The 17,204-nt window shown below is 61.7% G+C and carries 21 protein-coding genes; 8 read left to right on the top strand and 13 right to left on the bottom strand.

From position 1 onward, the window contains the following. Positions 1–14: 14 nt before the first annotated feature. The 7 genes from QO002_RS08605 to QO002_RS08575 form a co-directional block, all read right to left on the bottom strand. Positions 15–419 carry a DUF3168 domain-containing protein gene (locus tag QO002_RS08605; RefSeq protein ID WP_307228640.1) on the bottom strand — a complete coding sequence of 135 codons (405 nt, stop codon included), beginning with the start codon at positions 417–419 and terminating at the stop codon, positions 15–17. Beyond that, positions 416–721, bottom strand: a complete 306-nt coding sequence (locus QO002_RS08600) for a phage head closure protein (protein WP_307228638.1) — start codon at positions 719–721, stop codon at positions 416–418. Before QO002_RS08600 ends, QO002_RS08605 begins: the two co-directional genes overlap by 4 nt. Before the next feature lie 32 nt (positions 722–753). Beyond that, a complete protein-coding gene (locus QO002_RS08595) occupies positions 754–1,323 on the bottom strand; it encodes a head-tail connector protein (RefSeq protein ID WP_307228636.1) in 570 nt (189 codons plus the stop codon). 137 nt (positions 1,324–1,460) lie between these two features. Next, on the bottom strand, positions 1,461–2,723 hold the full coding sequence (locus QO002_RS08590) for a phage major capsid protein (protein WP_307228634.1): 1,263 nt from the start codon (positions 2,721–2,723) through the stop codon (positions 1,461–1,463). Beyond that, complete coding sequence (locus tag QO002_RS08585) at positions 2,720–3,292, bottom strand: HK97 family phage prohead protease (protein WP_307228632.1); 573 nt, start codon at positions 3,290–3,292, stop codon at positions 2,720–2,722. The genes QO002_RS08590 and QO002_RS08585 overlap by 4 nt, the downstream gene beginning before the upstream one ends. 95 nt (positions 3,293–3,387) lie before the next feature. Next, positions 3,388–3,711, bottom strand: a complete 324-nt coding sequence (locus QO002_RS08580; protein WP_307228630.1) for a DUF6107 family protein — start codon at positions 3,709–3,711, stop codon at positions 3,388–3,390. A gap of 461 nt (positions 3,712–4,172) precedes the next feature. Next, positions 4,173–5,312 carry a phage portal protein gene (locus QO002_RS08575; RefSeq protein WP_370878468.1) on the bottom strand — a complete coding sequence of 380 codons (1,140 nt, stop codon included), beginning with the start codon at positions 5,310–5,312 and terminating at the stop codon, positions 4,173–4,175. A gap of 497 nt (positions 5,313–5,809) precedes the next feature. Between QO002_RS08575 and QO002_RS08570 the strand changes: the two genes are divergently transcribed. After that, complete coding sequence (locus tag QO002_RS08570) at positions 5,810–5,959, top strand: hypothetical protein (protein WP_307228628.1); 150 nt, start codon at positions 5,810–5,812, stop codon at positions 5,957–5,959. Positions 5,960–6,066: 107 nt separating this feature from the next. After that, positions 6,067–6,189 carry a hypothetical protein gene (locus QO002_RS08565; RefSeq protein ID WP_307228626.1) on the top strand — a complete coding sequence of 41 codons (123 nt, stop codon included), beginning with the start codon at positions 6,067–6,069 and terminating at the stop codon, positions 6,187–6,189. 193 nt (positions 6,190–6,382) lie between these two features. Here QO002_RS08565 and QO002_RS08560 read toward each other — a convergent pair whose 3' ends face one another. Next, positions 6,383–7,591, bottom strand: coding sequence for a DNA-packaging protein (locus QO002_RS08560; RefSeq protein ID WP_307233258.1), 1,209 nt, complete (start codon positions 7,589–7,591; stop codon positions 6,383–6,385). Between the two features lie 351 nt (positions 7,592–7,942). Next, positions 7,943–8,587: a hypothetical protein gene (locus QO002_RS08555; RefSeq protein ID WP_307228624.1), complete on the bottom strand. Its 645-nt coding sequence runs from the start codon at positions 8,585–8,587 to the stop codon at positions 7,943–7,945. Positions 8,588–8,797: 210 nt separating this feature from the next. On the opposite strand from QO002_RS08555, the gene QO002_RS08550 reads away from it, so the two are divergent. Further along, positions 8,798–9,127 carry an MmcQ/YjbR family DNA-binding protein gene (locus tag QO002_RS08550; protein WP_307228622.1) on the top strand — a complete coding sequence of 110 codons (330 nt, stop codon included), beginning with the start codon at positions 8,798–8,800 and terminating at the stop codon, positions 9,125–9,127. Between the two features lie 13 nt (positions 9,128–9,140). On the opposite strand, the gene QO002_RS08545 is transcribed toward QO002_RS08550, so the two are convergent. Continuing rightward, on the bottom strand, positions 9,141–9,629 hold the full coding sequence (locus tag QO002_RS08545) for a YcgN family cysteine cluster protein (RefSeq protein WP_307233256.1): 489 nt from the start codon (positions 9,627–9,629) through the stop codon (positions 9,141–9,143). 159 nt (positions 9,630–9,788) lie between these two features. On the opposite strand from QO002_RS08545, the gene QO002_RS08540 reads away from it, so the two are divergent. Genes QO002_RS08540 through QO002_RS08530 form a run of 3 tightly spaced genes read left to right on the top strand, consistent with a single transcriptional unit; the run spans position 9,789 to position 13,155 of the window. Further along, complete coding sequence (locus QO002_RS08540; protein ID WP_307228620.1) at positions 9,789–11,993, top strand: transglycosylase domain-containing protein; 2,205 nt, start codon at positions 9,789–9,791, stop codon at positions 11,991–11,993. Positions 11,994–12,029: 36 nt separating this feature from the next. After that, entirely contained in the window at positions 12,030–12,617 is a 588-nt protein-coding gene (locus tag QO002_RS08535; protein WP_307228617.1) for a DUF1214 domain-containing protein, read from the top strand. Continuing rightward, positions 12,610–13,155: a DUF1254 domain-containing protein gene (locus tag QO002_RS08530; protein ID WP_307228614.1), complete on the top strand. Its 546-nt coding sequence runs from the start codon at positions 12,610–12,612 to the stop codon at positions 13,153–13,155. The genes QO002_RS08535 and QO002_RS08530 overlap by 8 nt, the downstream gene beginning before the upstream one ends. A gap of 123 nt (positions 13,156–13,278) precedes the next feature. Here the strand turns inward: QO002_RS08530 and QO002_RS08525 are convergent, their stop codons facing one another. Together QO002_RS08525 and QO002_RS08520 are read right to left on the bottom strand one after the other, a co-directional pair. Next, the gene (locus QO002_RS08525) at positions 13,279–13,455 is read right to left on the bottom strand and encodes a hypothetical protein (RefSeq protein WP_307228612.1); all 177 of its coding nucleotides are present in this window, start codon (positions 13,453–13,455) and stop codon (positions 13,279–13,281) included. Between the two features lie 522 nt (positions 13,456–13,977). Beyond that, positions 13,978–14,268: a hypothetical protein gene (locus QO002_RS08520; protein WP_307228610.1), complete on the bottom strand. Its 291-nt coding sequence runs from the start codon at positions 14,266–14,268 to the stop codon at positions 13,978–13,980. 319 nt (positions 14,269–14,587) lie between these two features. Here QO002_RS08520 and QO002_RS08515 point away from each other — a divergent pair, with 319 nt between their 5' ends. Together QO002_RS08515 and QO002_RS08510 are read left to right on the top strand one after the other, a co-directional pair. Then, the gene (locus QO002_RS08515; protein ID WP_307233254.1) at positions 14,588–15,382 is read left to right on the top strand and encodes an SH3 domain-containing protein; all 795 of its coding nucleotides are present in this window, start codon (positions 14,588–14,590) and stop codon (positions 15,380–15,382) included. A gap of 385 nt (positions 15,383–15,767) precedes the next feature. Beyond that, positions 15,768–16,775 (top strand): DUF2336 domain-containing protein, encoded by a 1,008-nt coding sequence (locus QO002_RS08510; protein ID WP_307228608.1) that lies wholly within the window; start codon positions 15,768–15,770, stop codon positions 16,773–16,775. 6 nt (positions 16,776–16,781) lie between these two features. Here the strand turns inward: QO002_RS08510 and QO002_RS08505 are convergent, their stop codons facing one another. Further along, complete coding sequence (locus tag QO002_RS08505) at positions 16,782–17,132, bottom strand: DUF1491 family protein (RefSeq protein ID WP_307228606.1); 351 nt, start codon at positions 17,130–17,132, stop codon at positions 16,782–16,784. Positions 17,133–17,204: the final 72 nt, after the last annotated feature.

The raw sequence follows: 17,204 nt of genomic DNA, 5'->3' as shown, positions 1-17,204 counted from the left end.
TCATGAGAACGCCGTCACTCCGGCTCCGTCACCGCCCGAAACACCATTTCTGCCAAATGTCCCTTGGCATTGGCGTCGCGACCTATCCGCGTGCGCCGATGGGCAATTCCAACGAGCACAAACCCGTCGAGCTCCAGTGCAGTATCATCCAGCAGCGACCGAACCCGGCTCGCGATCACCTGCGCCTCCCGATTGCCGCCTTCACCGGTGCGCACCTCCAGTGTGACCAGATGCTCCTCGCCCGTTTCACTCGCCGTCGAAGCATCCCTGCTCTCCAGGGAGGCTATTTGAACGAAAGGCCGCTGCGCACCCGTTACGACACGATCACGCACCCCGTCCGCGCCCACGAGCGCAACAAGCGCCGCATCCCCCTGCAGCCTCAGGTAAATGGCCTTCTGCAGCGCCGCGCTCGCACTCATTGTCCTTCCTCCGTGCACCGGCAGATCAGGTATCGCCCGTCTTCATCCGGATCATGCACTGTCTGCACCAGGAAGCGCCGCAAGCCCTTGGCAAACCGCATGCCGGAAACAAGATCGCCGCGATGCCGCACGAGGATCTCATGCGTCACCGTCACCTGCTGCACCCCGCCGCTATCCGTCGTTACCGCCGCCAATGGCTCAACCCGCGCCCACACTGCGCCGATCTGTTCGAAGCTTTTCACCTCGCCACCCTGCCCATCCGGCGTTGCGACCAGCCGTTCAAGATCAAGCCGCGCACTCAAAACTCCGGGGTCAAAGTACCCGCGCACCATCGTCAAAGCCCTCGCCGACGAAAGGGCGCGATCAGCCTCTCATACCCGGCCGGCACCGCCGCCGGCTGGTCCTTCGGCGAAACCGCCCCGCGAAACTCGTAGAGCAAGGCAATATGCAGCAGCATCGCCCGCTTCAGCGTGTCCGGCACATCCGCGCCGCTTGCCCCGAAACCGGCGGTAAAATCGATCTCGATGCCGTTCAGCGCCTGGCCTGGCCGCACCCGCCGCGGCAGAACCAGCCGGGCCGGATGCGCTCGCCCATCCAGCACCATGCCGGTGGTATCGGCCTCGAACGGATCGCCCGCCTCGTCGTAAAGCGTAATGGCATCAATCGTTTGAAGCGGGTGTCTCGCAATCTGAATCACCGGCCCGTCCGGCCAGTCGTCGAGATAGAGGCGAAAGGTGGTCGCCATCAGCACCAGCCCCGTTTCGCGCTCCAGATGTTGGCGGGCGCTGGAAATCAGCTCCGAAAGCAGGGTGTCTTCGGTGTTGCCGTCGAGGCGCAGATGCGCCTTCACCTCGGCAAGGGTCAGCGTCTCGCCCACAGGCGGCGTCAGTTCGGCAATGGTCATGGGGAATTCTCCGCGCTATCGAACAGGAAGGGCGGACGCGGCGGGAGGGAGGCCGCGTCCGCCAAGCGGCCGCCGACAGGGAGGGTCAGCAGCCGATTACATTCGATCCTCCTAAAGAAGGGCCTTTCGGGAAAAGATCAAGAGGTCGCAAACTTCACCAGCTTGATCGCCTCGAAATTCTGCACCCCGCCGCCGACGCGCTTGGTCGTGTAGAACAGCACATAGGGCTTGGCCAAATAGGGATCGCGCAGCACCCGCACGCCTGTCCGGTCCACCACGAGATAGCCGGCCGCGAAATTGCCGAAGGCGATCGAGAAGCTGTTTGCAGCGATATCCGGCATGTCCTCGGCCTCGGCGATCGGGAAGCCCATCAGTGAAGCCTGCTGCCCCGCCGTTGCCGGCGGCCGCCAGAGATAATTGCCGTCAGCATCCTTGAACTTGCGGATCTCGGCCTGTGTCTTGCGGTTCATCACGAAGGTCGCGTTCTGCCGGTGCCCCGCCTTCAGCGTATAGATCGTATCGACCAGCGTGTCGGATGGCCCGGATGCCTTGAAGCCAGCTGCCGCCCCCGTCGCGACATAGCCGATATTACCCCAGCTCCAGCTGCTCTCGGCAACATTGGTGTAGGACAGGAACCCCTTCGGCTTGTTGGTGCCATCGCCGGAAACGAAGGCAGTCCCCTCCTGCTCCCCAAAGGCGATGTCGACCTCGGACGCAATCCAGCTTTCGATATCGACCGCCGCATCGTCGAGCAGCGCCGCCGTCGCCGCCGGCATGGCATAGAGCTCCATGGTCGGAAACGAGAGTTCGGCCAGCTGCGGCGTCGTGGTCTGCGGCCGCGCCGCCGTCTCCGCCACCCAACCCGTCGCCATGCCGGCAAGCGCAAAGGGCTTCTTCAGCACAGCACCCGAAACCTGCCGCACGGTCGCCAGAGACCGGATCGGCGATAGCACCGAAAGCCTGCGACCGATTTCGCTGTCCGTCTCGTTCGGCACGAGATAACCGCCGTCGCTGGCAGAGCCGATCGAAAACGCCTTCGCCTCCAGTGCCCTGAGCGCATGTTCGTCACCACGGCGCATATAGCTCTCGAACGCCGCCTTGTGCTCCTCCGCCTTCGGCGACAGCGCATCGTCGCGGCCAAGCGCCGGACGTGCCCTCTTCAGCACCATCTGGTCCATCGCCCGCTTCTGCTCGTCCATGGTGCGCGAGATGCGGTCCATCTTCTCGCGGGTCACGACATCGGCGGTCAGCTTGCCCTCGATTTCCGAAAGCCTGCGGTCATTGGTATCCTTGAACGCCTCGAAGGCGCCCATGAAGTCCTCGAAGGCCGCCGCCATCGTGTCGGGCACATGCTTGGTTTCCGGCGCCACGGTCAGGGGGCTCGTCGCTATCTCTGTCATCGGCATATCCTTCCTTGGGTTTTCATCATTCGGGCAGCCCGGCGCACGCTGCGCACGAGCTCCGTTTCCGTGTCGCGGAACCACCGCGCATTCTTCACGTTCGAGACGCGGGCAGACGGCAGCATCGGAAAGGTCACGATCGAGATCTCCCAGAGATCCGCCTCCAGAATGCGCCTGACGCCCCCCTTGTCGGTGCGCGCCTTCACTGTCTGGAAGCCGATCGAAAGACCGTCGAGCGCTCCGTTCTTCATCAGCTGGTGCACTTCGCGCGCCCGCTCCACGCCGGCTGCCAGAAGCCCCTCGACATAGAGCCCGCGCGCATCCTCGCGGATGGTCTTCCAGGTCCCGAGCGGTTCGGCCGGGTCATGCTGAAACAACATGCGTACGCCCCCTGCCCCACGCCGTATCAGCGACTGCGCGAAAGCTCCCGGTTCGATCGCATCCTTGCCGAGATCGACCTCGCTGAAGATGCTGGCATAGCCGGAAAACCGCCCTTCGCCGGTGACGCCGGCATTGTTCAAACTGGCAAACTTCTTCGTCCGCCAGACCGGAAGGCCGTCGGTTGTCATTGCTCTCTCCATATTTGGAAATGCGCCGCGCTGTCGCCCGGCGCCGAGGTAACTTCACCCCTTGCGGGGAGATGTGGTGCCATATGGCAGTGAGTTCACCAGCGACGCTCGCCCTTGCCGAACCGCGCCGCAATCCGCGAGGTCGCGCCCAGCACCCACCAGGCACAAAGGCTTGCCGCCGCCGAGCCGCTCAAAAGAATCTCGCTCCCGGAAAGTCGCCCGTCGATGCCGAGCCACCCGACGATCCACACGCCCGTCGGCGCTCCGAAGATCAGTCCGCACGCCATGCCGGTAAAAAACCGCGACACCGCCTCCTGCTTGCTGCGTGGCAGCATATAGACCAGCGACACCGCAGCACCTGCCGCGGCGCCCAGCGCATTGGCGGCCCACAGGCCGGGATCATTGCCGATGTCAGCCATTTGTTAAGCCTCCTCGCCTAGAATGAACGCATAGCCGGTCCCACGACGCCAAGCGCCAGGGCCACTCGCCCGCTGCCCCTTTCGCAAGGTCATGCCGCAGCGTGAGCCATCCGTTTTCCTGAATCTTTGGAATCCCTTGCGCCGATCCGCTCGCAACTTGATTCAAGCCCTTCACAGATTGATTCCGCTGGGTGGTGACTTGAGTCACAATACCGGGCTAACCATCTGATTTTATGGAGTAGAAGAGCCGCTGCAACTTCCCTCTCCACGATCGGGGAGAAGTGCTGAGCGCGCAACACGATCAGCGACTATCTGGTGCGGCAAACTCCGCATTTGCGGCATTCCCCCTCTGTCCCTCCGGACATCTCCCCTTCAAGGAAAAAGAACAATCTCCCCCCTTGAGTGGGAGATGTCGGCGGAGCCGACAGAGGGGGTAAACCCTCCGCAATCTCGGCATTCCCTCAATATCCCACAGCCCGCCGCTTCTCCTCGTCGCTCAGAAACTCGGCATCCTTCAGCCGCGCCCAGACCTCGTTGCGTTCGCCCGTCAGCCCCGCCACCTGGTCCAGGTCCGGCCGCAACGCCACCCCCTCGCCATAGAGATCGGACAGCCACCCCGAAAGCGCCGCCGCCGTCCGCAAAATCAGCGGCAAGACCGTCAGCCGATAAAAGGCCCGATTGGCCTCCTGATAATTGGCATAGGTGTTGTCGCCGGGAATGCCGATCAGCATCGGCGGCACGCCGAAGGCGAGCGCGATATCACGCGCCCCCCCATTCTTCGCCTCGACGAAATCCATGTCCTTCGGCGAAAGCCCCATCGCCTTCCAGTCGAGCCCGCCTTCGAGCAGCAGCGGCCGTCCCGCCCGCGTCGTGCCGGAGTATCCCTCCTCCAGCTCGCTCTTCAGCCGGTCATACTGGTCGGCCGAAAGATTGCCCCCTTCCTTCGGCTGGTAGACCAGCGCGCCGGAAGGCCGGGCCGAATTGTCGAGCAGCGCCTTGTTCCAGGTCGCCGCCGCATTGGAAAGATCGAGCGCCATCTGCGCCGCCGCCAGCGGCGGAAAGCCCAGATGATCATCCAGCGGATGAAACAGCTTCAGGTGCAGAAGCCCGCCCGGCCCCGCCGGAAACCGCCGGGCACGACTGCCGATCCGATACTCATAGGCTTCCGGCCACCCGTCGCGATCTTCCAGAATCCGCACTCGATCCGGCCGCAGCAGATGCAGCTCCCGCGGTTCTGCCCCGATCCTCGCCGCCTCGACATAGGCATTGCCGGACAGCAGCAGGTGCCCGTAAAGCGCCTCCAGAAAATCCGCCCCCGCCATCTGCCCGTTCGGCCGCGCCAGCAACGAAAGCGCCGGATGATCCGCAATCTCCTCATCGCCATCGTAAAGCAGCAACGGCACTGCCGCTGACGCCTCGGCGATCATCCTCACCGCCCGATAGGCAACCGGATTGCGCTGATATCCCTGCTCCGACAAGGCCCGGTAGGACCGCCCCGTCCAATGCGCCGCCGCCTCATGCGCCACCGCCACGAACCCGGCAGCCTTCATCTCGCGCACCACCTCAGTCCGCCGGAATATCGCCCGCAACGGATTTTTCATCGCCGATCCTTCCTTCAATTCAAACGTCCACTTCTCTCCAGCGTGGAAAAGTGCCGAGCGCATGCGAGCCTACGATGAGGTTTGCCGCAAATTCGGAGCAAGCCGCTCCCTCATGCGGCGCTGCGTGCCACCTTCCCCCCACTAGGGAGAAGAGGCAGACCGGGCCTCAGTACAAACCGTGTAGCCCACCCGCATGTTTTCGCGACCAGGAACACCTCTCGCCGGACAGCCCTGTCAAAGGAGGGGTATATCGCTCGCTTGTATGATGCCTTTTTGAGGTGGAGATACAGCGAAGTGATAGAGACCGGGATATTGCTCCTAAACCCAACAACCCTTCTGTGGATACTCCCGCTCCCACCTTAACCATGCGAAGTGTTCTAATCGATTTAATCAATTTCAATCGTTTAAACTGTTTAATGCCCTGATTTACTTCGGATTCGAGATGTGAGAGGAACGTTGCAGCAATATGACATTGTTTCTCTTGGAGGAGATGCTGCATGCAGAACACTGGCAAAACCCAGTCGGAAAACACCGCCGCCACCATGCCCCAACACCTCGTTGACCGCTTCGAAAGCGAATGGCGACAGATGCGCGCCGGCTCGGCTGAAGCGCCGAAATCCGCCTTCTCCACCCCCGACAAGCGTTGACCCAACGGAAGACGCATCGGACGGGAACCATTTCCGTCCCGATACGTTTTTTGCCCGGTCCATTTGTGGCCACGTAAGGATTCATCAAAAAACCAGGGAGTATCGCCATGTCCAAACCTGTCTCCTGGACCATATCCCGAGAACTGTTCGACCGCTTCGAAAACGAATGGCGACAGATCCGTGAAGGCGCCGTCGAAGAAAAGCCCGCTCGCAAACAACCCGCCGAATAATAAGAGCTTGCCCGCAGACGAGCCGCTGGCTCCCTCTTCTCCCCATCGGGGAGAAGGTGGCCCGCAGGGCCGGATGAGGGGGCCGGCGTCTCTCAGTTCGCGGAGTATTCCCTTCATCGTCTTCCTACACTCGGCACTTCTCCCCTGCTGGGGAGAAGGGGAAGAACCCTACGGCCGCGCTCGATCCTTCGTATCAAATCCGCCGCACCCGCGGCTCGCCGTTTCCTTCCAGCATCAGCGCCGTCAGCGCCCAGACCAGCGCGTCCAGCCTGTCGGGCGAGCGTCCGTTCGACAGCCCGTCCGGCCCGAAATCGCACATCTGATCGACCAAAGCCGCAAAAGCACCTGCGTGCACCACCCGCCCCTGCTCATAGAGCGCTGCGATCGGTTCCGCCCGCAGCCACTTGCCCCGCGTCGCCCGGACAGCGCTGACCGGCAATCCCGCGTCGATCCCCTTCAGCACCGCCGAAACCATCTCGCCTCCCTGGTTCACCTCGACCACCACCCGGTCCGCATCGAACCGGCGATAGGCGCGCACCACGGCGGCACCCCAGCCAGCCGGGCTCGCCCCTTCGATGGAACAATCGGCAAGCACCACCGCCCGCCCCGTCCGGTCAAGCCCCGCCACGACAATGCCGCAGCAGGACATGGCTCCGATCCCCGCAGGTGGATCGACTGCCACGACGATCCGTTGCAACGGCCCGGCCTCGCCAAGCGCCCCGCGTATCGTCAATGCTTCTATCGCCGCGCGCGACCAGAGTGCATCGTCCCGGTCGGCGATCATTTCGCCGTCCAGCTCCTGCCGGCCAAGCCGCGTGCCGCCATAGCGCCCGGCCATCGCCTCAAGAAACCCCGGCGCGAGATTGTCAGCATTGTCGAGTGTACGAATACGCCGAGTCGCCGTCGTCGGCTCGGCCATCAGCGCCTTCAAAAGCGGCAAGGGTCGCGGCGTCGTCGTAATCAGGAGCCGCGGATCGGCACCCAACCGCAGACCGAACTGCAGCATGTCGAACGTCTCCTGCGGATGACGCCATTTTCCCACCTCGTCCGCCCAGGCATAGTCGAATTGCGGCCCGCGCAGGCTTTCCGGGTCCTCGGAGGAAAATATCTGCGCCACCGTTCCGTTCGGCCAGACCAGACGTTTCCGCGAGGCCTCAAAATCCGGCCGGTTGCGCCGCGCAATCCGGCAAATCCCGGAAATTCCGTCAATCATCACCTCGCGCGCATCGCCCAGCGTTTCCGCCACCAGCGCAATCCGCAAGCCCGGCCGCAAGCCCGGCATTGTCGCCAGTCCGTGCACCCATTCGGCGCCGGCCCGCGTCTTGCCCGACCCGCGCCCGCCCATCAGCAGCCACACCCGCCAGTCGCCATCCGGCGCCCTCTGCTCCAGCCGCCCGCTCAGGCGCCAGTCGGAGAGAACACGCCGGTAGAGCTTGCCCTCCTTGAGGCGCTCGTCATTTGCGTCGAATGGCTTCTGCCGTCTGCATTATCTACCGCGCCACTGTCTCCAACACCGGTCAGGCAGCCTTTATCGTCTCCCACCACAGAAACGCTCGTCTCGCAGACAACGGCATCCGCGTCTTGCTCCCTCTTCTCCCCAGTGGGGAGAAGGTGGTCCGAAGGGCCGGATGAGGCGGCGGCTGGCTCGGAATATGCGGCAAAGTCCCCCTCATCTGCCCTTCGGGCATCTTCTCCCCGCTGGGGAGAAGAGAGAACCAGCCGCTCGCCCAGAACCCGCCCCGCCTTAACCGACTCACCCAACTGCGCGTTGATCGTCTCCATCCCACTCCTGTGCTGCGCGGCCATCTCCCTGGCCTTCTGCATCACCGCCTTGGCCTTCAGCAGCATCGGGCGGCTTTCCATCCGGTCCGACGTCACCTCTTCCGTCAGCAGCACCGCTGCCAGCCCCTTTCCACCGCAGCCGGGCAAGCTCTCCCGCCCGCTGCTCGACACGGGTGTCGAATTCAGCAACGAGCGCATCGAGGCTTTCGTCGGCCCCCTCGGCTTCAACTCGTCGGTCATGGGCGATGGTCCTTTGCAGGCTGTCGATCTTTTCGAGCGTCCGGATCAGAAGCGACATCGCCTCGAGGCTCGCCTTGGCATCCGCCTGCACCACCTTGCGGTCGATCTCGCCGCCATTTTCCGAAAGCGCCGCATTCGCCGCCTGCCGCAGCGTCTGAAACTGCTGCAGCTGCTGCTTCAGCTCCTTGGTCATGCCGTTCAGCATGTCCTGCAGCTCATCGAGCGAGGAACCCGCGCTCTGCGCCTTGGTATCGAGCACAACCTGCCCGGCCACGTCAGCCAGCCACTCCCAGCGGTCTTCGCACACGCCATCATAGACCGGCGCCGCCGGCCAATAGCCGAAGACGTCCGGATCGAATTCCAGATCAGTAGTCATCACCGATGTCCTTGAAAATCTTCGGGAACCCAGGCCCCGCCGCAGAAACACAAAAGGCCGGCGCATCCTTCGACGCTTCCGGCCTCACCCGCACTTTTCCGACTGTGCCATAACCCTATCAAAGCACCGTTACGGCGTCAAGGATTATTTTCCTAATTAGGGAAATTTTCTTTTCGTTGCACAGATGGCGATCCATGTTACCCTGCTAATATGAGAACGGAAGATCTGGAAAGGCGGGCCTTGAGCCTGCCCGGGGCGATTGAAAGCGCCCATTTCGGCAAACGCGATTTCCGCGTCGGCAAGCGCATCTTCATGAGCCTGCCCGAACCCGGCCGCGCCGTCTTCAAGTTCACGCCTGACCAGCAGCGTTTCCTCCTGGAAACCGAACCCGGCCTCTGCAACGCCGCCCCGGGCGGCTGGGGCATAAAAGGCTGGACCTCCGTCTATTTCACCGATGCCGAGGAAGACATCATCGGCAGTGTGATGGAAACCGCCTGGCGCAACGTCGCGCCACGGGACCTGCAGCAAGTGGAAGCGTGAAGATGCCCTGCCCTCAAGCCTTCTCCGCCGGCCCCCTCGCCCGGCTCTCCTCACCCACCGTCAACGGCCACTCCACCAGATATTCCTCATAGTCATCAATATCGACATCATCCTCGCTGACAGTCCGCCCGCGCGCCGAAATCCCGGCTACATGCACCGTATCCGGATCACCGGAAACCAGCGGATGCCACCAGTAAAGATCGTGTCCGTCGCGAACGAGCCGGTAGCCGCAGGTCGGCGGCAGCCAGGAAAGCTCGGCCACCATCTCCGGCGTCAACTGCAGACAGTCCGGCACGGTCGCTTGCCGGTTCGGGTAGTCTCGACAGCGACAGCTCTCGCCGTCGAGCAGCGTGCAGCCGATATTGGTCCAGGCGATTTCGCCGGTGTCCCAGTCTTCCAGCTTGTTGAGACAACAGAGCCCGCAGCCGTCACAGAGGCTTTCCCACTCCGTGGCTGACATCTCGGCAAGCGATTTCGTTTTCCAGAAGGGCTCGGCCCCCATCATCATCAATCTTCTTTTTGAGGAATTCAGCCGACAGTCTACAAAAGATTGCCGGTTTTTTAAGGCTGTTTACCGATACCGGCGTAGATTGGAAACCCGCGCCGTGCAAATATCAGGGCGTGAATGCCCGTGACTTGAAGCGATCAGGACGTTCAGACCGTGCAGGAAGAAATCCCGGAGGAAGCCCCTCGCAAGAAGCGCCATATCCTGCTGCGCATCGATTCCTGGATCGATTCGACGGTGTGGAATGCCGGCTTCCGCCTCGCCGTCTGGTGGGAAGACATCACCATCTTCTTCCGCCGTTTTCGCACGCGCGGATGGAAGAAGGTGCTGTTCGAAATCCTCGGCGAAGGCATGACCTGGGGCACGGTCGGCTCCGTGCTGCTCCTGGCGCTCGCTCTTCCCGCCTTCGACGAGACCACGGGCAACTGGCGGGCGCAAAGCGATTTCGCGGTCACTTTCCTTGATCGCTACGGCAACGAGATCGGCCACCGCGGCATCATCCACGAGGATTCGGTGCCCATCGACGAATTGCCGGATACGCTGATCAAGGCCGTGCTCGCCACCGAAGACCGGCGCTTCTTCGATCACTACGGCATTGATTTCTTAGGCCTCGCCCGCGCCATGACCATCAACGCCCAGGCCGGCGGTGTCGTCCAGGGCGGCTCGACACTCACCCAGCAGCTTGCGAAGAACCTGTTCCTGTCGAACGAACGCACCATCGAGCGCAAGATCAAGGAAGCCTTCCTCGCCGTCTGGCTGGAATGCAACCTGTCGAAAAAGGAAATCCTGCGGCTCTATCTCGACCGCGCCTATATGGGCGGCGGCACGTTTGGCGCAGCCGCAGCCTCCCAGTTCTATTTCGGCAAGAACATCACCGATATCAATCTGGCCGAAAGCGCCATGCTCGCGGGCCTGTTCAAGGCCCCGGCCCGCTATGCCCCGCACGTCAACCTGCCCGCCGCCCGCGCCCGCGCCAACGAAGTTCTGACCAATCTCGTCCAGGGCGGCCTGATGACCGAGGGCCAGGTGATCGCCGCCCGCCTCAATCCGGCAACGGTGGTCGATCGCGCCCAGGTTCGCGCGCCCGATTTCTTCCTCGATTGGGCCTTTGACGAAGTCCAGCGCATCGCCGCTCCGTTCGCCCAGCATTCGCTGATCGTGCGCACCACCATCGACATGGGCCTGCAGCAGGCAGCCGAAGAGTCTCTGGAATCCAGCCTCCGGCAATATGGCGAAAGCTACAAGGTCAAGCAGGGTGCCATGGTCATGGTCGAAAACGGTGGCGGTGTGCGCGCCATGGTTGGTGGCCGGGATTATGGCGAAAGCCAGTTTAACCGCGCGACCAAGGCGTTGCGCCAGCCGGGCTCCTCCTTCAAGGTCTACACTTACTCCGCTGCGATGGAGAAGGGGTTCAAGCCGGATTCGCTGATCAGCGATGCGCCGATCACCTGGCGTGGCTGGTCGCCGCAGAACTACGGCCGTAGCTATGCCGGCCGCATCACGCTTCTGACCGCGATTGCCAAGTCGATCAACACCGTTCCCGTACGCCTCGCCAAGGAGGAACTCGGCACGGAAATCATCGCCGCAACGGCCAAGAAGATGGGCGTCGAGACGCCCATCCGTACCGACAAGACCATGCCGCTCGGTACGTCCGAGGTCACGGTCCTCGATCAGGCCACGGCCTATGCCGTCTTCCCGGCGGGTGGCATGCAGTCACGCCGCCACGGCATCAGCCAGATCCTGAATTATGACGGCGATATTCTCTACGATTTCGGCCGCGACGCTCCGCCCGCCAAGCGGGTGCTGACCGAACAGGCCAATGCCTCGATGAACTACATGCTGACCCAGATCCCGATCATAGGCACCGCGCGCAAGGCCGCCCTCGATCACGGCATCGTCATGGGCGGCAAGACCGGCACCACCCAGGCTTACCGTGATGCGTGGTTCGTCGGCTTCACCGGCGACTACACCACCGCCGTCTGGTTCGGGAACGACGACTATACATCGACCAACAACATGACAGGCGGCTCGCTGCCCGCCATGGCCTTCAAACGCCTGATGGATTACGCCGAGCAAGGCATCGAACACCGCGCCATCCCCGGCATCGAAAACCCGCTGCCCGATCCCAAGGCGGAAAAGCCGGTTGCCGCCAATGCCAAGCCGGATGAAAACGCGCTGCCGCCGCTCATACGTCCCCGCTCACTCTCGGCCGAGGTCACCCGCCTCCTGAAATCGCTGGGCGAAAAATTCGACACGGCTCCCCCGCTCAAGGCGTCGGCCACCGGAAAGGTCGCGGAGATTGAAATGCGCCCGACCATCCAAAACGCCAGCACGGAGCCTGTCGATGCCGCAAGCAACTGAGCGCCTCGCCCTTCGACCCCTCATCCGGTAAATCTCGTGTTCCGCATTCCTCTCCTCGTCGCCCTCGCCCTTTCGATCACCTTCGGTGTCGGTATCCTTTCCGCCGTCTCGGCGTTGAAGGCGACGATCGGCTTCGGGGCGATTGCGCTCGGCCCGTGGGTTGCCTTTCCGAATGCCCAGACGGCGGATACCGACCCTTACGCGAAGGCACACCGCGCGCGGGCGGGAAAACTGCTCTATGGCGGCGCGGAAGGCTTGCAGTTCACGGCTGCCAAGGATGACAATGGCGACACGCTGACCACCGCCTGCTCCTACGATATTGTGGGCACGACCCCGCCGGCGCGCTTCTGGACGCTCTACACGGCAACAACAGGGGATATCCCCTTGCGGCCGAGCGCCGACTTGCCCGGCGCCATCAACGCATGGACGGTCCTTCGCAAACGGGACACTTCCTTCATCATCCACGTATCGCCCGTGGCTCGGCCGGACAACTGGCTGGCCGTCCCGCGCATCGGCGCGTTCAAAATGGTCCTGACGCTGCTGGACACTCCCGCGGCCGGCTCTTCCGGTGTGATCGATCTGGCTATGCCGAAGGTCGTCAAGACGGGGTGCGGCAATGTATAGGGTTTTGTTTGCGGTCGTTGCCGGCCTTGTGGGCGCCGCCCTGCTTCATATCGTCATCATTCTGGCGCTGCCGCAATTTACCGGAAAGGACGCCTATAGCCGCGTCCTCGGGCTTTTCGAGATGGACAGTTTCTTTGCCCTCTCGAACGATCCCGGACAGACGGGCCTCTCCAATGATGATCCTTATCTGCGCGTCGCCGTCTGCGCCTTCTCCGTCAGCGGCGGTCCGGCCCGCTTCGTCGCGCGAGGCCGTGTGCCTCTCTGGTTCTTGGTGATCTATGACGAGAATTCCAATGAGGTTTTCTCGATGAACGACCAGACCGCCGTAAACGGCAATCTGGATTTGGTCATGGCAACACCGATCCAGCTTGTGGAACTGCGCAAGACGCCCAGCGAGAACCTGGCGCAGTCGATTATGGTCGAGATGGCGGGGGAAGATGGCTACGCCGTTTTGCGCGCGCTCGCGCCGACGACAAGCTACGAGGAAATTGCGAGAAATTTCCTGTCAGAATCCAGCTGCGAGCCATTGCGACGCTAGCGGAACTCCGTGGACAGAACGCACGTCAAGTATAACGCTGACCTGCTCTGCGAAGCAGAGATCGATGTTATTGAAAGACGTTGCCCATTGCCGAAAAGCCGAATCTCGGCTTTTGGGGTCTTGTCAGTGTTTCTTGCCGCCGGTTTTAACGGGCGAATCGAGTTCAACTGTTTCCGTCTTATCCAGCCGCTCGTAGCGAATGCCCGTGAACAGAAGGATTTCGGCCTTGGTCGCTACATCCGTGGGCATCCTTCGCGCAAAGCGCGGAAGGCGCTCCTCAATGCGTATGATGTCTGCCATTCTCATCTCCATAGGGAATTGAGACGGATGAACTACCGTACAAATTTCACCCTGCCCCCGTAAGGGCCAACGCACAATCCTTCCGGACCATCTGCGTCTTTCTCGTGTCTGCTCCTTTTCCCGGACCATTCCGGATTGTCATGCCACCCACAAACGGGCCACCGAGGTCATCCAGCGTTCTGTTTCACCTGCGCCATGATTGAGCCATACGATAGTTAACAGCGCATTAACGGTCAAAACCCTAGGATTAGCGATAGGCAACCCCACATACACCACAGCGCGGTGTGTCATATACGACGCACCAAGTTTCGCTGTAGCACCTTATACCACCCGCACAATTCCCCCCTTAAACCGATTCCGATTTAAGGAATTATGCAGTAACTTTCACCACCGATCTGCCCACCGATCGCGACCCGAATGTCACGAACGAGCCAACAGATTAACGCGTATGTGAGCGCCAGTATATCCAACTTTCGGATCTACGCTGTTCCGGATGGAACAGCGTAGATCACGAAATCGTAATCAACGACGGGCCAGAAGACCGAGCACGAAAGAAAAACCTGCCACGGCCAGAAGCGTAGTCACGGGCTCTTCACGCACTCTTTCACGTGCTCTCTCGACAAGAACTTCGACTTCAGACTGAGCCACGGCCTTCGCGCCGCTCCCGATCGCGGAAATCGAGTCCGTCAGGCGTGCGATTTCAGCGCGCAGATCTGCGATCTGGCTATCGAGTTCGGCGCGCGCCACCGTCGCGTCGATATCGGCCTCGACCTTGGCTTCATTGGGAACTGCAGCGAATTTCTTTTCGACCATGATGAAAGCTCCTTGTGATTGGACCGGCTGATTGGACCGGATGTTCTCCGCTCTAAAACGCGACGTGAACGAATTTGGTTCCAGTGCGGGATCGGCGAAATCCGGCCGCCCTGGAACGAAGAAAGCCATTCGACGTTATCAATCCGCCGGTCGCACGCAAAGTCCAAAAACCGAAGGTGCGATCTCAAAAAAAACACAAAAACAAGAACTTCGTTGCGACGTGTCGATCTCAAGGAAACAAGGATCGATGAGGGATGACTGGAACCACCCAAGAAAATACATTCGGAGAAATTCAGTGAAGAAAATACTCTTAGGAGCCATGACGCTCGTGGCGGGCTTGAGCCCCGGTCTTGCAGAGGCAGCCGAGGGCTATGCAACGGCGAACGTCAACATGCGCTCCGGACCAAGCACAGCCTACCCTGCCGTGACCGTCATCCCCGCAGGCGCACCCATCGAAATCCATGGCTGCCTGGCCGATCTGCCGTGGTGCGACGTTTCCTTCTACAATGGCCGAGGCTGGGTCGCCGGGCGATACGTCCAGACCGTCTACCAGCAGAACCGCGTCTATCTGGAACCCCGCTATTACCGCCCCCTCGGCATTCCTGCCGTGACTTTCTCGGTCGGAAACTATTGGGATCGCTACTACCAGGACCGCCCCTTCTATCGCGAACGAGACCGCTGGGACCGCGGCCCTGATCGTTACGATCGCGACCGAAACCGAGACCGTAATCAAGACCAATTTGGTCGCGACAGGGACCGGGATCGCAACAACAGGGACCGTGAACAGGCATGGGACCGTGAACGTGAACGCGAACAGCAGGCAAGAGACCGACAGCGCGAGCAAGATCAGGAGCAGGCCCGAGACAGACAGCGCGAGCGAGACCGCGAGCAAGCGCGAGATCGGCCGCGAGAACAAGACCGGGAACAATCCCGAGATCGTGATCGCAACAAGGATCGTGATCGCAACAAGGACCGCGATCGCAATCGCGATGACAACCGGCAGCGTGAAGACGACCGCATAAAGCAGGAGACCCTGGACAGTATTCTCAACCCCTTTGGTGGAGGCCATGATGGTCGCCGTCGTTGCGCTCCTGGCCAGGAAAATTGCCCGTGATTGTATGACGCATTCGCCAAAAGCATTGAAAGTTTGAAGGGCGGCCCTGGCCGCCCTTCATGTATTTTCCTTTTGATATGTGGTCGGTTTCACCGATACCCCCCCGGGGATATTTGAAAGTCTCCTCCACAAACAGATCGTCGCGAAACGACACAACTGCCCTAACAGTAAACCGGATATTAACCATGACGACGTAGCGTGGGTTTGTGCGGCAACCATGCGGGAAGACTGCCTACCGATCCTCCATCGGATATCCAGAACCCTCGTCGTTGCGCATCCGGCCCTGCCGGATTTGTGGTGTTGCGTAAGAGTGGGTGTGTTCGTGTCGGAGCGGTTTCGCGAATTGGAGAGTCCTGGAGTCGGACGGCGCAAAGACATTGTTCTATTGGCCACCGTCACCAGCTTCGAAAGCCTGCGTCATCCCCGCAAATCCGACCTGCATCAGTTCGCCGAGCTTTTTCATCCGCTTTTCGAAACATCGAGCGACGAGGCTCGCCGGCAGGCTGCGGCCGCCCTGTCCCGCTGCCCCCATGTGCCCGCCACCGTCGCCCTCCAGATCGGTAGCGCCCCGATCGGTATTGCGGCGATCTTCCTGACCCGCGCACCGACCATCGATGATGCGGTCCTGCTGCAGATCGTCCAGAACCAGAGCACGGCACACGCGACGGCCATCGCGCGGCGCGATAATCTCTCCGTCAGGCTGGTTGATGCCCTTGTTGATCGCCGCCAGTCGGCTGCGGCCATGCCACATGTTCCTCTCGCCAGCGACGAACCTGCCGCGGTCGAGCCACCAGCTGAAATAGCCCCGCAGCAGCAGCCGGTCTCCCAGGAAGCGGAGACAACCCTCATCCGCGAAGAAAAGCTCCGGAACGAAATCAAGGCGCTGGCGCGAAAGACCCAGCCGCGACCGCAAGCGCCCCCTCGGATCACCGTCGAACCGCTCGATGCGCTTAATGAGGCGCTGCTGGTCCGGTTCGCCCGGCTCGGTGAAATCAACCTCTTCGCCTCGACGCTTGCAACGGCCCTGAATTCCAGCTCCGATCTGGCAGAGCGCATGCTGCTCGACGTTTCCGGGCTGCAGCTTTCCATGACGTTGCGCGCACTCGGCATGCCGGATGCGGATCTGCGTGTCGTGCTGCACGCCTTCTACCCCGATCTCGATCAGCGCCTGGGCGGGACAACGCGCGGCGACATGCTGATGTCCACGCTTGTACCCGATCTGTGCAGGGAGCGCCTCCTCGGCTGGCTCGCAGTTGACCGCGAGAATGACGACGACGCCCAACATCAACCATATCTTGCCCCGGAACGACCCGCCGACCCGCGAGCCCAGAAACCGGTCAATGTCGGTTCACAACGCAGCCAGCGCATCGATCGCCAGAGCGCCCGGCGATAGAGTCCTTCAGCGATCCTGCCGGGCAAATGGCAGCAGATCGCCGATTTCGTCTACCTCGAGTTCCACGACCCAGCAGTCGGGATCGAAGCGCACCTCGCGCTCGATCGCGCCGTCGATCTGCAGCATATCGTCAGCCTGCACCCGCAACTCGAAAAGACGATCGTCGGCCCGTCCCTCTTCGACGAAAAAGCTCTGGGGCGCCGGTGCATAAAGGCTCTCGGCACCCAGTCGCGTCCGTTGCCGGATAAAGATCGCCCCGGCCTCGCTCGACCCCTTGCGCAGGACGGCAGCGTAGCCGCCGGCGGAAAACACCCGACGGATGAGGGCAGAAACAAATATTTCAGAGGTAAGCCGCATGCCCGCTGATACACGCAGTCCCCGTCCAGCGCAAATGGACACCGTGCGTCAGACGCGGATCGGCCCCGCACC

The organism is Pararhizobium capsulatum DSM 1112, assembly GCF_030814475.1.
Taxonomy (GTDB): Bacteria; Pseudomonadota; Alphaproteobacteria; order Rhizobiales; family Rhizobiaceae; genus Pararhizobium; species Pararhizobium capsulatum.
This window is presented reverse-complemented; position numbering and strand designations above follow the sequence as displayed.

What these genes read in the sequence shown, in the direction of transcription:
- QO002_RS08575 (WP_370878468.1), bottom strand. Translation starts at nt 5,312, where the DNA reads ATGAAAAATCCGTTGCGGGCGATATTCCGGCGGACTGAGGTGGTGCGC.
- QO002_RS08520 (WP_307228610.1), bottom strand. Translation starts at nt 14,268, where the DNA reads ATGGTCGAAAAGAAATTCGCTGCAGTTCCCAATGAAGCCAAGGTCGAG.
- QO002_RS08570 (WP_307228628.1), top strand. Translation starts at nt 5,810, where the DNA reads ATGCAGAACACTGGCAAAACCCAGTCGGAAAACACCGCCGCCACCATG.
- QO002_RS08605 (WP_307228640.1), bottom strand. Translation starts at nt 419, where the DNA reads ATGAGTGCGAGCGCGGCGCTGCAGAAGGCCATTTACCTGAGGCTGCAG.
- QO002_RS08550 (WP_307228622.1), top strand. Translation starts at nt 8,798, where the DNA reads ATGAGAACGGAAGATCTGGAAAGGCGGGCCTTGAGCCTGCCCGGGGCG.
- QO002_RS08555 (WP_307228624.1), bottom strand. Translation starts at nt 8,587, where the DNA reads ATGACTACTGATCTGGAATTCGATCCGGACGTCTTCGGCTATTGGCCG.
- QO002_RS08525 (WP_307228612.1), bottom strand. Translation starts at nt 13,455, where the DNA reads ATGGCAGACATCATACGCATTGAGGAGCGCCTTCCGCGCTTTGCGCGA.
- QO002_RS08595 (WP_307228636.1), bottom strand. Translation starts at nt 1,323, where the DNA reads ATGACCATTGCCGAACTGACGCCGCCTGTGGGCGAGACGCTGACCCTT.
- QO002_RS08505 (WP_307228606.1), bottom strand. Translation starts at nt 17,132, where the DNA reads ATGCGGCTTACCTCTGAAATATTTGTTTCTGCCCTCATCCGTCGGGTG.
- QO002_RS08530 (WP_307228614.1), top strand. Translation starts at nt 12,610, where the DNA reads ATGTATAGGGTTTTGTTTGCGGTCGTTGCCGGCCTTGTGGGCGCCGCC.
- QO002_RS08585 (WP_307228632.1), bottom strand. Translation starts at nt 3,292, where the DNA reads ATGACAACCGACGGCCTTCCGGTCTGGCGGACGAAGAAGTTTGCCAGT.
- QO002_RS08515 (WP_307233254.1), top strand. Translation starts at nt 14,588, where the DNA reads ATGACGCTCGTGGCGGGCTTGAGCCCCGGTCTTGCAGAGGCAGCCGAG.
- QO002_RS08580 (WP_307228630.1), bottom strand. Translation starts at nt 3,711, where the DNA reads ATGGCTGACATCGGCAATGATCCCGGCCTGTGGGCCGCCAATGCGCTG.
- QO002_RS08545 (WP_307233256.1), bottom strand. Translation starts at nt 9,629, where the DNA reads ATGGGGGCCGAGCCCTTCTGGAAAACGAAATCGCTTGCCGAGATGTCA.
- QO002_RS08565 (WP_307228626.1), top strand. Translation starts at nt 6,067, where the DNA reads ATGTCCAAACCTGTCTCCTGGACCATATCCCGAGAACTGTTCGACCGC.
- QO002_RS08590 (WP_307228634.1), bottom strand. Translation starts at nt 2,723, where the DNA reads ATGACAGAGATAGCGACGAGCCCCCTGACCGTGGCGCCGGAAACCAAG.